General features: G+C 52.8%; 18 protein-coding genes. All 18 read right to left on the bottom strand.

What is annotated here, in order from left to right; genetic code table 11:
* Window positions 1–61: 61 nt before the first annotated feature.
* Complete coding sequence (locus AB9H23_RS02670; RefSeq protein WP_370005405.1) at window positions 62–697, bottom strand: HPP family protein; 636 nt, start codon at window positions 695–697, stop codon at window positions 62–64.
* Window positions 687–1,442 (bottom strand): 4Fe-4S binding protein, encoded by a 756-nt coding sequence (locus AB9H23_RS02665; protein WP_370005403.1) that lies wholly within the window; start codon window positions 1,440–1,442, stop codon window positions 687–689. The genes AB9H23_RS02670 and AB9H23_RS02665 overlap by 11 nt, the downstream gene beginning before the upstream one ends.
* A gap of 79 nt (window positions 1,443–1,521) precedes the next feature.
* Window positions 1,522–2,463, bottom strand: a complete 942-nt coding sequence (locus AB9H23_RS02660; RefSeq protein ID WP_370005401.1) for a carbohydrate kinase family protein — start codon at window positions 2,461–2,463, stop codon at window positions 1,522–1,524.
* Window positions 2,463–3,353 carry a formylmethanofuran--tetrahydromethanopterin N-formyltransferase gene (locus tag AB9H23_RS02655; RefSeq protein WP_370005399.1) on the bottom strand — a complete coding sequence of 297 codons (891 nt, stop codon included), beginning with the start codon at window positions 3,351–3,353 and terminating at the stop codon, window positions 2,463–2,465. The genes AB9H23_RS02660 and AB9H23_RS02655 overlap by 1 nt, the downstream gene beginning before the upstream one ends.
* 21 nt (window positions 3,354–3,374) lie before the next feature.
* Complete coding sequence (locus tag AB9H23_RS02650; protein WP_370005397.1) at window positions 3,375–4,400, bottom strand: energy-converting hydrogenase A, subunit R; 1,026 nt, start codon at window positions 4,398–4,400, stop codon at window positions 3,375–3,377.
* Window positions 4,384–5,673, bottom strand: coding sequence for a 4Fe-4S dicluster domain-containing protein (locus tag AB9H23_RS02645; RefSeq protein ID WP_370005918.1), 1,290 nt, complete (start codon window positions 5,671–5,673; stop codon window positions 4,384–4,386). Before AB9H23_RS02645 ends, AB9H23_RS02650 begins: the two co-directional genes overlap by 17 nt.
* A gap of 126 nt (window positions 5,674–5,799) precedes the next feature.
* Window positions 5,800–6,822: a 4Fe-4S binding protein gene (locus AB9H23_RS02640; protein WP_370005395.1), complete on the bottom strand. Its 1,023-nt coding sequence runs from the start codon at window positions 6,820–6,822 to the stop codon at window positions 5,800–5,802.
* A 23-nt stretch (window positions 6,823–6,845) separates the two neighbouring features.
* Entirely contained in the window at window positions 6,846–7,958 is a 1,113-nt protein-coding gene (locus tag AB9H23_RS02635; protein WP_370005393.1) for a nickel-dependent hydrogenase large subunit, read from the bottom strand.
* Window positions 7,955–8,401, bottom strand: a complete 447-nt coding sequence (locus AB9H23_RS02630; protein ID WP_237779551.1) for an NADH-quinone oxidoreductase subunit B family protein — start codon at window positions 8,399–8,401, stop codon at window positions 7,955–7,957. Before AB9H23_RS02630 ends, AB9H23_RS02635 begins: the two co-directional genes overlap by 4 nt.
* A 78-nt stretch (window positions 8,402–8,479) precedes the next feature.
* Complete coding sequence (locus AB9H23_RS02625; protein ID WP_370005391.1) at window positions 8,480–8,866, bottom strand: DUF1959 family protein; 387 nt, start codon at window positions 8,864–8,866, stop codon at window positions 8,480–8,482.
* Window positions 8,867–8,868: 2 nt separating this feature from the next.
* Entirely contained in the window at window positions 8,869–9,177 is a 309-nt protein-coding gene (locus AB9H23_RS02620; RefSeq protein WP_370005917.1) for an energy-converting hydrogenase subunit EhaL family protein, read from the bottom strand.
* Window positions 9,178–9,205: 28 nt separating this feature from the next.
* The gene (locus tag AB9H23_RS02615; RefSeq protein WP_321211876.1) at window positions 9,206–9,457 is read right to left on the bottom strand and encodes an energy-converting hydrogenase A, subunit K; all 252 of its coding nucleotides are present in this window, start codon (window positions 9,455–9,457) and stop codon (window positions 9,206–9,208) included.
* A gap of 24 nt (window positions 9,458–9,481) precedes the next feature.
* Entirely contained in the window at window positions 9,482–10,345 is an 864-nt protein-coding gene (locus AB9H23_RS02610; protein WP_370005389.1) for a respiratory chain complex I subunit 1 family protein, read from the bottom strand.
* Between the two features lie 281 nt (window positions 10,346–10,626).
* The gene (locus AB9H23_RS02605) at window positions 10,627–10,842 is read right to left on the bottom strand and encodes a DUF788 domain-containing protein (RefSeq protein WP_321211874.1); all 216 of its coding nucleotides are present in this window, start codon (window positions 10,840–10,842) and stop codon (window positions 10,627–10,629) included.
* Window positions 10,843–10,852: 10 nt separating this feature from the next.
* The gene (locus AB9H23_RS02600; protein WP_370005387.1) at window positions 10,853–11,524 is read right to left on the bottom strand and encodes a proton-conducting transporter membrane subunit; all 672 of its coding nucleotides are present in this window, start codon (window positions 11,522–11,524) and stop codon (window positions 10,853–10,855) included.
* Window positions 11,524–12,186 (bottom strand): EhaG family protein, encoded by a 663-nt coding sequence (locus tag AB9H23_RS02595; RefSeq protein WP_321211873.1) that lies wholly within the window; start codon window positions 12,184–12,186, stop codon window positions 11,524–11,526. The genes AB9H23_RS02600 and AB9H23_RS02595 overlap by 1 nt, the downstream gene beginning before the upstream one ends.
* On the bottom strand, window positions 12,183–12,662 hold the full coding sequence (locus tag AB9H23_RS02590; protein ID WP_321211872.1) for a DUF2106 family protein: 480 nt from the start codon (window positions 12,660–12,662) through the stop codon (window positions 12,183–12,185). The genes AB9H23_RS02595 and AB9H23_RS02590 overlap by 4 nt, the downstream gene beginning before the upstream one ends.
* Window positions 12,659–12,919 (bottom strand): EhaE family protein, encoded by a 261-nt coding sequence (locus AB9H23_RS02585; RefSeq protein WP_321211871.1) that lies wholly within the window; start codon window positions 12,917–12,919, stop codon window positions 12,659–12,661. The genes AB9H23_RS02590 and AB9H23_RS02585 overlap by 4 nt, the downstream gene beginning before the upstream one ends.
* Window positions 12,920–12,954 lie beyond the last annotated feature (35 nt).

Raw genomic sequence — 12,954 nt, 5'->3', positions numbered from 1 at the left:
GTGTCAGGACAAAAACCTTCGAGTCCTGAAGGGAAGTAATGAGATAAAAAAAAGAGAGGGATTATTTCCTTGCCCTTGCAATCTTCCTTGCAATCACAAGTTCACCGATGGCTATCAGACCGACAAAGAACTTTTCAAGGCCACCTGTAGCCCATATGGCCTCGCCAAATGTGGAGTTCCTGATCCTCTCCTCGTACTCCTTAGGCTTGATCCTCTTACCAGTGCGCCTCCTTGTGATGATTGCAGCGGCCTCCATGAGTTCGTCCCAGCTAACACCCTTGAGTTCACGGTTCATTGCCTCGAATATCTTGGAGACCTTGATCTCATAGAGCTGCGAGAGGGTCTCAACGATGTCAAAGGACCTCACAACACCGACAACCCTTCCCTCATCGTCCAGTACAGGGACACTAACAAGTTTGTGGTGGGCTGTTTCAAGGACCGCCAGCCGCGCCGGGTCGTTCTCATTGACGTGGACTATCCTCTCAGGGGGCTGCATAACGTCGGATACAAGTTCAACTCCATCCCTGAGCCCCCTCATAACATCAAAACTTGTAACCCATCCAACAAGTTTTCCCTCATCATCCACAACTGGTGTTGTGAATTTCCTTGTCTTCTCCATCTTCAGGGAGACATCAACAACCCGGTCCCCAGGGGAGACGGCTATAAACTCCTTATCCATTATCTCCTTAACTTTCATCTGACAACCTCTCCAGTTTAAGTGCTGCCACAGGACACTTAGACGAACAGACCTCACAGAGGATACATTTATCTCCATCAACAATAACTTCCCCATCCTCGATCCTTATGGCGCCGGTGGGGCAGTTCTCCTCACATACAAGGCACTCAACACATGCATCCTGATCAACGATGAGCCTGCGGGTCTCAATGACAGGCCCAAGTTCCCTTTCAAGTTTTATGGCATCTGAGGGGCACACGTTGACGCAGGCACCACACCCTATACAGATGGACTCATCGACCGCTGCAGTTTCCCCCACCCTTATTGCGCCTGTGGGGCAGAACCTCTCACAGGTGCCGCAGGCTGTGCATTTGTCTGTAACCTGAATATCCCTCATGCGGAGTTTTCTGTGGGGAATCCTCAGGTATTCAAGGTTGTATGTGACATCCTCATCAATGGTGGCTGTGCTCTCAACAACATTTATGCATCTCACGGGACAGGTCTGGGCACATATCTCACATTTAACACAGTTATCGAGTATTCTGGCGGCCCGTGAGGCAGATGAATCTGATATGGCGTCAACAGGGCACTCCTCAACGCAGAGGTTGCACCTGACGCACTTTGGTGTTATGTCTATGAATTTATCACGAACACTGCACCTTCCAAGTTCCACCCCGACTTCCTCAGGGCTCTCCTCAAGGTCCATCGACTTCAGTGCAACGTCCCTCTGGAGATCATCAAGTTTCTTTTTAAAGACAATATCCATGATACAACCCCGGTATTTGTTCAATCCTTAAAGAGATTAACATGATCCTCCTCTATTAGTTTAAACATGTTCACTTAAATTATTTTCCAGAATCGCCGCGTGTATTCGAATTGACATTCCCCCTGAGGTATCCCTCCAGAACCTCAAGGGCCTCCCTCCCTGGGAGGGACGATGTGGCACCGTAGCCCTCTATGCACCTTGATGCCAGGTAGTTTCCAAAGAGGCATGATACCTCAAGTCCATGTCCTGAAAGCCATGCATAGAGGAAACCTGCATTGAATGCATCCCCGGCGCCTGTTGTATCCCTGCAGGTGGTCTCGAGTGCCTCAACCATCACCTCGGAACCATCAAATGCCCTGACACCCTCAGAGCCCATCTTCATGACAACCACGTCAACACCCAGTTCAGCCGATGCCCTGGCAGGGTCAGGGGATCCTGTCATGAGCTCCAGTTCCCTCCGGTTGATCAGGAGGATGTCTGTCCTCTCAAGGATACCCTCAAGTTCAGATGCACCCCGCTCCGCATAGAGGTGGCCCGGGTCGAGGCTCACTGTCACAGAGTCATCGATGACCTCCAGGACCTCCCTCTGGACCCTGATACCTGATCCTGCAAAGGATGTGAGGTGCAGTAGCCTGGTTTTCAGTGCCTCCTCCTGGACCTCATCCATGCTGAGGGTGTCGTTAACCCCGGGGTCCACGTAGAGTGCCCTGTTTCCCTGGGGGTCAACGAATCCCATGACCCGGCCGCTTCTTCCCTCATCTGAAACGGCAACGTAATCTGCCACACCCTCCCCCTGCAGGTTCTCCCTGAGGATGGAACCCTCCCTGTCAGCTGCGACCTTGCCTATGAAGGCCGTCCTCAGGCCGAGCCTCGCAAGGCCTATTATGGTGTTGGCTGCTGATCCACCGCAGGACTCCACTGTATCGCGGACAAAGGTCTCCTCGTCGGGTCCTGCTATCCTCTCAACCATGTGGAGCTGGTCCATGTTAAGGGCCCCGAGGCCCACTGCATCAAATAACATCAGAGAACACCGTGAAGGTCTATCCTGTGGTCCCCCAGTTTACCATCATAGTTACCTGCTGACACCATGAGGACGCCGTCGTAGCGGCAGACAGCCTCTATACCCGCCCTCATGGCCTCCTCAAGGGCCTCCAGGGACAGGCCATTTATGACTATCTCAGGTATGTACCCGACGCCCTCAGGGACCCTTGACTCATCACCCAGCAGGTCCTTCAGGCTTGGACAGTAGGGGTGGTTGGTTGTGGGGCCTATCCAGGGGTAATTGGTCTCAGGCTTGGAGGCGGCCGAGCAGATATCGAAGGGTGTTACAACACCCTCAACCTCACCTATGGCATTTATGGCAGCCCTTCCGGCCTCAAGGACGGTTTCAGGGTCCCTGCACATGTACCAGAAGTTGGCTCCCATGATCGCATCCCTGTAACCCAGCTTTGATTCAATCTTAAAGTCCGGAACCGCTATTGGGATGTTTATCATTTCACGCCCATCAAACTCCTCAATCCACTCATAACCGTCCCCGCAGTGGCCCACATGCTTCATCATATCCATGTACCCCTCGGGGTCGGGTGTGGAATCGTAGAGGGCTGTGAATGGCTTCACAAGTATGTCCTGCCTGATCCTGTAGGAGAGTTCAACCTGGAACTTCTCCAGGTCGGGGAGGGCGTAGTAGAACTGTACAGTGGCCCCTGGCCTCCCATCTGGTGTTTCATCACCTGAAAGGAATGATTCAACGCCACCCTCAACTCTCCCTATGACCGCACCTGGGGTTGCAGTTGAATCGTAGGCCGCCCTCCTTACGGTTTCCATGTCACGGGCCGTTATGGTGGCCCTCACACACCTTCCGGTGAAGGCCTCTGAGAATGTATCCTCGATCACCGTTCCGTTAATCTCCATAATCAACACCTGACGATCCATTCAGCCCAGGGAGCCCACATCCTCCCCTCTGATCCTCTTCCTGACTGCGAGGCTCTCCTCAACGAGTTCATCGGTATCATCCACGGGTGTGATGGTGGGGTAGGCGTCCCTGAAGATGTTCTCGAATCTCTCGGCAACCCTGAAGTCCACCCTGAAGGATTCAAGGGCCCTTTCAGGATCATCTGAGTAGGCCTTAACGAACTCCATTACGTAGTTTCTCCCGAACCTTGAGTGGAGGTCCACGAGTGGCAGGAGCGCCCTTGCGTCCTGGGATATGACGGCCACCTCTGCCTCCCTGAGGGCATAGCTGTTGCCGTTGAATGAGATGGGTATGCCCTTTCCCCTGAGTTCCCTGAGGGGCTCGACGTCTGTTATGCTGTCACCCACGTACATGGCCGCCTTCTCTGTTAAACCAAGTTCAGAGAGTATCCCCCTGAGGGCGACCCTCTTACCGTCCCCACCAACAGTCCTGACCTCATCAAGGAGCCTCCCTATCCTCATCTCCGGTATTTTCTGGAAGAAGATCTCATCCAGGTCCTGGAAGTCACCATCAATGACTTCCTCCCTGAGTTTCATGAGCATCTCCCTTTCATCATCCCCTATCTGGACGTTGAGGGTGAGGGTGGTGTGGCGGGTGTTCTCAATGGGAAAGCCTGTGCGCCTGCAGAGGGCCTCTATGTAGTGCCTGTAACTTGTGCTTATGATGTAGGATGGCATGAGCTGCATGGCAAGCTCGAGGGTCTCCTCTGCCCCGGGTACAAGTTTGAGGGTCTCCTCTGAGAACTCAATGAGCCTCTCATCGGTGACACCATAGGCCACCAGGAAGGGTACTATGAGCTTCAGGGTGTCCCCTGCATTGTAGCCTGGCCTCTTTATCTCATCTGCCAGTATGTCATCAAATTCGCTGACCTTCCTGAAGAACCTGTCACCTTCGGGCATGAAGTGGGCCGCGGCCTCGAAGGCATTGTCGTTCAGTGAAACCGGGCCCTCGCAGTCTGTTACAAAGACCCTATTCAAGATTATCATCCTCCAGGTTAAGTTTCACTGCGGTGACCGGGCATATATCCTGGCATTCACCGCAGAGTATGCAGGTTTCATCATCAACCTCCACCTCACCATCCAGTGCCATGGCATCAACGGGGCAGTGGTTGACGCAGACGCCGCACCTCTGGCAGATGACATGATCCACCTCCACTGAACCTCTTCTTGGCCCCCTGAGTATTCTCCTCTCAAGGTATATCCTGCCATCGGATGCCCTGAAGCCCTCCTCTGTTATTTCAATCGCGTCAACAGGGCAGACTCCCCTGCAGCGGCCGCAGAAGACGCAGCCATCCTTTATCTCAACAGGGGCTGGTGTTACCGGTTCTATCACTCCAACCGGGCACTCATCGATACATAGTCCGCACCCGATGCACCTATCCTCAAGGACCCTTATGCTTCTCTTTGGCTTTGTGAAGTCCACTATATGGTTGAGTTCAAGGATTTCGAGGTCCGAGTCAACGAGTTCCTCTATACCGTCCCTTATCTCATCTGTGACATCCACCCTGAATTCGGGTTCATCCCTGGTGAACCTCCTCTTCACGCTCCTCAGAACCGAGTCTATCCTTCCAAGGTTCCTCACGAGTTTCTCTGATTCCCTCTCAAGGATTTCCCCTGCTATCTCCATGTTATTGAGTTTTGAGAAGTTCTCGTAGGCCCTCTTTCTGGAGGAGTACTTTATGGCTGCTGATGGGCAGACATCCATGCACTCCTCACACCTTGCACAGTATGACGGGTCTATGTAGGGGAGCCTGTTGATCTTACCCACCTTTATGGCGCCCCTGGATGGGCAGACCCTGGTGCAGGTCATGCATCCTATGCAGTCCCTCTGGTTAACCACAACGGCCTTTCCACCCACCACAGACCTCGGGAGGATCTCACCGTATTTTATGGCCTCTGTGGGGCATGCCCTTGCACAGTAGCCGCACCTGACGCATTTATCCTCGTCTATCTCACTGTGAACTCCTGTCTCCCCTGATGAAGCCAGGTGTATTGCCCCTGTCCTGCATGCGGATACGCAGGCACCGCAGCCACGGCAGATCCTGGGGTTTATCACAGGGACGTTCTCCCTTATGGGCTCCCCGAGGATTGTCTTCATCTTTATGGCATCGTAGGGGCAGGCCTCCCTGCAGAGGACGCAGCCAAAGCAGCGGTCATCGATTTCAACCTCCCCTGTGTCCGGGTCGATGTGCACGGCATCCACGGGGCATACATTCAGGCAGGGCTTATCAGGGCAACTCCTGCATTTCTCATGGTCGATTTCATAGTCAACGTCAACTTCCCTCAGGGGCTTTACGGGTTTTGCTGCAGCTGGAATGTTATCATCTCCTCATCACTTTACAGAAGCGCCGCAAGTTATTATGATTCTGATGTTATCATCTCCTCATCACTTTACAGGAAGCGCCGCCGGTTTTATGGTGATCCTGATTACCTCTTCACCGTTGGACTCGTCAATGAGGAACCTTGCAACGTAGTACCCGGCAACACCGAATGGGCAGGTCTGGTAGCATGTGCTGCACCTGAGGCACCTTTCAGGGTCCCTTACGACTCCCTCATCCTCCGAGTAGGTTATGGCACCTGATGGGCACTCATCGACGCACAGTCTGCACTGAACACACTTCTCGGGGCTCCATGTTATGATCCTCATCTTCAGGCGATCCGTTATCATCTCGAGGATGTCCCTGGTGATCTCCTCATCGGGCAGAATCTCAAGGGCCCTCTCAAGGAGGGGTGCCAGGGGTTGGTTCATCCTGTAGACCTCACCGGCCCCGAGTTTCTTTATATCATCACTGCGCTCCTCGATGGCCGCCTCCAGTTCATTGACAGCCAGGTTTATAACCATCTTCTGCTCCTCAACGTATGCCACGTGTATCCTCTTGAGGGCGCCCTTCACGGGACACTTCTCGAGGCAGTCACCGCATGCTATGCACCTGCTCTGGTCAATCTCGACCCTGCCGTCCTCCTCAACGATGGCGTCAACCGGGCAGGCCTTCAGGCATTTCTTGCAGCGTATGCAGAGGTAATCGTCTATCACGTAGAGCTTCTCGGAGGGTACGATTGTGAACTCTTCCCTTATGAGGTGGTTTTCACCGCATTCTATGGTCTTGGGGTCGGTTGGGCAGACCTCGGCGCAGAATCCGCACCTGATACATGCCCCCTTCACTATCACCGGGTAGGTCAGGCCCTCCTCCTCAGAGGTATCAGTATCCCGGACCAGTTTTATGGCGCCAGGGGCAGGGCATGCTGTGGTGCAGGCTCCGCAGCCTATACAGTACTCCTTATGTACTGTGGGGAAATCCCTGAACCTTTCGGGTTTTTCAAGGATCTCGTGTTCTGTATGTGCATTTGCAAATTTCTCTGCCCATGATTTACGGGCAAACTCGTAGAGGTACCATATTACAGAGGACATAGGACATCAACATGATCAATTTTTTAGAGCATTATCTCCCTCTTTCCCTCATCTTCATCCAGGACCACGACCCTCTCTGCACATGCTATGCATGGGTCTGCACTGGCATAGGTTGCAACGGCATCTGCAACGGTTGCAACGTCCCGTAGCATGTACTTTGCACAGGCGTCGATGTTCATGATGCTGGGGGTCCTTATGGAGATGTTCTTTATGAGGTTGCCGTTGGTCTCAATCATGTAGGCCACCTCGCCACGGGGTGCCTCGTTTCTCCACTCCCCGTAGCCCGCCTTCACATCCACCTTCCTCCTCACAGGACCGGATGGGATATTGTCTATCACCTGCTTTATCAGGTCAATTGAGACCCTTATCTCATCGAATCTGTTCATGACCCTTGCAAAGTTGTCTCCCTCGTCCCTCCAGATTGTCCTGAAGTCCAGGTGGTCCCGGTAGGTGGGGTGGTCCTCCCTGAAGTCATACCTTATACCTGAGGCCCTTCCTATGGGCCCCACTGCACGGGCCTTCTCTGCCTCCTCCTGGCTCATGTAACCCACGTCCCTTGACCTGAGCCCTATGAGTGGCCCGTGTTCGAACATTTCAACGTAGCGGTCGAATTCCCTTTCAAGGTCCACTATGATCTCCCTTATCCTTGAGAGGTGATCCTCTGAGGCGTCCATCCTCACACCCCCCACAACGTTCCAGCCCATGTTGACACGGTTACCTGTGAGTAACTCGATGGCATCCATGACAGGCTCCCTGAGGGCCAGCATGTACATGAACATGGTCTCATGGTCAAGGGCCTTGAAGTAGGTTGAATTTGCGATGAGGTGGCTCTGTATCCTGTCAAGTTCGTTTGTCAGGGCGCGGAGGAACTGGGCCCTCGGCGGGGCCTCCACCTCAGAGATGGCCTCGAAGGCCTCTGCGAAGGTCTGTGTGTGTATGTATGAGCATATCCCGCAGACCCGCTCAGAGAGGTATATGGCCTTCTGCCAGGTCTTGTTCCTCATGACCCTCTCTATTCCCCTGTGGACGTATCCGTACTCTATCTCGGCCTTAAGAACCTTCTCACCCCTGGTCTTCACCTTGAGCCTTATTGGCTCCTTGTAGCCGGGGTGCATGGGTCCGAGTGGCAGTATCATCTCTTCCTCCCCCTCTCTGCTATTGCATCGGGTGCCACCGATAGTATGGCCTCAAGTATCTCAGATGGTCTTGGAGGGCAACCAGGGACCTCGGCGTCCACCGGTATGAAGTCGGAGACCGGTGCATAGACGCTCCCACCCTCCTGGTTGAACACGTCCCCTGAGATGGGGCAGTTGCCCAGGGCCACCACTATCTTTGGCTCAGGTGCCTTGCTGTATATCCTCTGAAGCTTCTCCCTCCACTGCTCTGTAACGGCACCGGTCACCAGTATCACGTCAGCCTCCCTGGGGTTCTGGTGGACGTATATACCATACTGTTCAAGGTCATATCTGGGTGAGAGGAGTGCAAGGACCTCTATGTCGCAGCCATTGCACCCCCCTGTATTCACAAGACACACATGGATTGATGTTTTCCTCAGAATACTTTTAAGGGCATCCAACATTTCTTTACCTCTACATCTACTCTTTTATGATCACGTTAATCATTAAGGTCGTCCAACATTACCTCTTCTATTATCACGTTAATCTTCGGCTCGGAGTATCTCATGGAGCCTCCTCTTCCCCTCGGCAAGGGCCTCCCGGTATTCGGTTCCCGCAAGGATCATCTCGGTTATCTCATCCTTGAGTGTTTCTGCATCTTCAGCATCCACGATCTCCATGACATCCACGAGCCAGCAGAGCTGGAGGTCACTGTGCAGCCTCTCCTTTATGCACCTTGGCCTTGCAGACTCGAATCTGGGGTGGAGGGCCTCAAGGCTGGACATGTCCAGTTTATCCATGAGTATCTCCTGGAACTCCTCCAGGTCAAGTTCAAGTTCCCTAGAGAGTGGTTTCACAACATCCTCCTGCCACCGGTAACTTTCAATTATCCTCCTCTTCATGAGCCTCATGAGTTCTCCTTCATCCATAACTACCACCCCGGGGTCCCGGCCAGGAGCCATATGATGAATGCCACCGCAGCCCCAGTGACCGTCTCGTATCTACCATACCCTGGCCTCATACCGGCGACCAGGGCCACCATGAAGAACCCCGCTGTCCTTAAAAGGGGGGTGAAGGGTGCCAGGGCCGCATTCACAAGCACAGCCCACCCCACGAGGGCCACTATAAGTGCCAGTGGGTCTATTTTTTCCTTCACAAATGGCTCCCTGTACTTCCTGTAACTTAAGAGTAAACCGATTACCGAGCCAGCGATAAAGGAAACCGTGTATACCAGGTACATTTCATACAATGTTATCACCAGTGATTGATTATACCGGTCTGTAGAGGACCAGGAATGAAATTATGAAGAGTGCCAGTACCGCGAAGAATGCAACCCTTTCAAGTTCCTCTGAGAGTTCAGAGAACCTTTCACTGCCAGACATGAGCAGGAGAACCATGAATATTGCTGCAAGAACTGTGACCGGCATTACAGATATCCCCTGCATGATGGCTGCAAGCAGGCTCACGATTATTACTCCACCTGCAACAAGTGCCGTGAGTACCGTTAGACCTTTCTCCATTAAATCCCCTCTCTAATATTACTATCACATTACGAGCATAAGAATGATGGACCCTGCTATACCTACAAATGCCAGGATGACCTGTATGGCCACAGAGTGGTTGGGGTTCAGCATGGGTGTTGTTGCGTTTATGAATGCCGTCACCGCCGTGATTATCACCATTCCCAGGATGTAGAGCGGCAGGCTGAGTCCCCCAACGAATACCGTGAGGAATATCCAGAGGAGCATGTACCATGCTATGGACTCTGAGATCATCAGGTAACCCCTGAGGACCCCGAAGTGCTCTGTCTCATACCCTGATATTATGTCCTTACCCTTGGTTATGGAGAACGGTGAGTAGGGTGCCTTTGATAGTATGAGGACAAAGAACATCATGGCCGCCAGTGGGAGCTTGAGTAGGAGTGGCCCGTGGATGCTCTGGTAGCCTATGATGTCAGATATTATCATCGTCCTGGTCTCCAGGTATATGATGGCGAGCACCGCGAATAGCGGGAGTTCGGCTGCAGCAGAGAACACTGCACGGACACAGCTGAGCTTACCGTACGGTGAACCTGATGATGATCCTGCATTGTGCTCAACGATCTTGTGGAGGGCGTATATCCCGAAGAAGAGCAGCAGTGACCCCTCAAGCACAGGCCCCACGATAACCGCGCTCACCCAGATACCGCAGAGTGTCGCCGCTATCGCCACATAGAATGGCATGGCAGCCGTCCTGGGGAACGATGACTCCTTTATGTAGAACTTGAGGGTGTGGAGGAGGTGCTGTATGATAGGTGGGCCTGGCCTCCTCTGTATCCTAGCCATCACCTTCCTCTGGAACCCCAGAAGCAGGCTCCCCACCAGAAATGCTATTGTAACGTTAACTATGATATTGCCCATCAGATTCATCTCATCACCGCAAAGTGAATGATTCCAGCAACGTTAACTATGATATCGCCCATCAGATTCATCTCATCACCGCAAAGTGAATGATTCCAGCAACGTTAACTATGATATCGCCCATCAGATTCATCTCATCACCGCAAAGTGAATGATTCCAGCAACGTTAACTATGATATCGCCCATCAGATTCATCTCATCACCGCAAAGTGAATGATTCCAGCAACGTTAACTATGATATCGCCCATCAGATTCATCTCATCACCGCAAAGTGAATGGTTCCATGATCATCAGTACCCTATGAATGGTTCGTTAACCCTCTCATCAGCCTCATCCTTCTCTGGCTTAGCCATGGAGAGTATCCCTATCGATAGTATGAAGACCGGAATGAGGAATATGGCCACACCATAAACCACCCATGACGGTGGGTTGAATATGAGGGCATAGATTATCCCGGCTCCTGAGAGTATGAGTGCAGTAAGGCTTCCTGCTTTAAGTTTATTCATTATCTCACCTTCAGAGTGCAACTATCAGTAAAACCTCAATTGCCCTCACAATCACAAGGAGGGAGCTGAGGTGTATTATGAGTATGAATGGCGAACCCGGTGTTCGGAACATCTCCGCCTTGGTTGCATAGAACGGCGCAACACCGGTCTCACCGATGACCCCCATGAGAAGGAGGAGGGTTGCGAAGCTTATCATCTGGTTTCCGCCGATTTTTGAGAGTTCAAGGAGACTCAGTGTACCGGATGAACCAAGCACCATGGCCGCGCCCCCAAAGAGGGGGAGTGAGGCCATCATGGCTATGAGTCCATACTGGAATGCCGCGTCAAGCACATCCACCTGTCTCACCGCTGAGACTATACCGATGTTCACTATCCCTATGAGTGCCACGAAGAGTGTGAAGTTGAAGAGGTCACCTGTAACCATCGCACCTGCGGTTGCAAGTCCGCAGACGATTGCAAGGAACCTTCTTATCCTGAACTCGGCGGTGTCAACCTCAACCCTCCGGTTACCCAGTGTCCCGAACTCTGTCTCAACCTGGGTCTCTGTCCGGCTTATTGCTATGAGGAATGTGAATATGAGGACAGATGCGAACATGAAGAGGTTGAATGGTGTGAGGTAGAGCACTATGTCCCCGAAGGGTATCTGGCCCAGCAGCTCACCGCCAAGGGACGCTATATCCATCATTCATCACCCCCTGCTTCCCTGATCTCCTCCCTCGCAAGGACCCCGATGAGGCCCATCTTGCTCGCCACCTTGATCAGTATACCGCAACCTGAGAGGAATAGGGCCGGGAGCCAGAGCTGTGGTGCCGTGAAGAATATTATGAAACCTGCAAGCCAGAGACACCAGGTTATACCTGAGACACCCGCTATGCCATTCCACTCAGCCACTGGCAGGCCACGGGCCTTTCTGGTTGCAGCGTAGAACAGCACACCTGCACCTGCAACCGCACCACCAGTGAAGCCTGTGAGGAACACGCCGTAGGCTATGAGTACAAGGGCCAGGAAGTTGGGGGCTGTTCTGAAGACCTCAAGTTCCATGGGGACGTGTTCAATCTCCTCCACCTCACCACGGATCCTCATCTCCCTTGAGATGAGTATCTCTGAGATGGCCATTATCTCCGCCAGTTCAACCACCAGCCCTGGGAGTATAAGGGCCTCTGCCAGGTCGGTTCCAACCGCTGCAACGATGACTAGCATGGCTATTCCCACTATATCGGTGATTATGAGTGCGCTGAGGTCATTCTTCTGGAATGATATTCCGAGGAGCGCTATGAATCCTGCTATGAGTCCCGTGTAGACCGCAGGGACGAAGAGTGAAACTGTGAATTCCGGTACCATCATGGTTTACGCCTCCTCACAGTGAAGTTAAGGGCGACCCATGACGCTATGGTGAATGCCATCATGAGTATGCTTGACTCGAGGACCGTGTCAAGGCCCCTGGTGTAGTAGAGTATCTCATCTATGAGGCCCCCTGGGGATGAGTATATTGAGGTCCCGAAGTAGTAGGTGAGGCCCTTTATGGCTATCGCTATCGGTGAGAGGTAAGCCGTGATCTTACCCAGGTTAACCTCAAACTGGGGGTACTGGGACTTCACGTCACCGGGTTCCTTGAGCGGAACCCCGCCGCGGTCGTAGGGTGCCAGGGGGTCCTTGCTGTTAATCTGCTCCTGTGGAAGTGGCCTCGGGTAGAGCTGGTTCTCATTCAGTGTTAATGGAACCAGGAACCCCACAAGGAGCACGAGTCCAAGTGAGAATGCGAATAGACGGGGTATCCTCTTGGGGTTTGCCAGTTCGTTGAGGATTCTTCCAAGGCTCATCCTTCCACCCCCATCTCCTCGAGCCTTATAACGGCCCTTAGGAGTACCAGTGTCATGATTGTTGTGGCCGCGATGAAGGTGAGGAGTGCCAGTGTGTGGTTGTAGGTGAGGAATATCAGTGAAACACCAACCGCAGGTATCTCGGTGTTCAGTATCCTGACGATGGGGTCCCTTACACCGGGACCTGCGACGGTTGCAATGGAGCCTATTATTACAAGTGCGGCCCCTGCGTAGAACCATATCTGGGTTTCAAGCAAGTTTCCCACCCCTTAAATCCAGTACATGAACATCA

Source organism: Methanothermobacter sp. KEPCO 2, from assembly GCF_041228365.1.
Lineage (GTDB): Archaea > Methanobacteriota > Methanobacteria > Methanobacteriales > Methanothermobacteraceae > Methanothermobacter > Methanothermobacter marburgensis.
The sequence above is the reverse complement of the archived record's forward strand: the minus strand, read 5'-3'. Positions and strand labels throughout refer to the sequence as shown.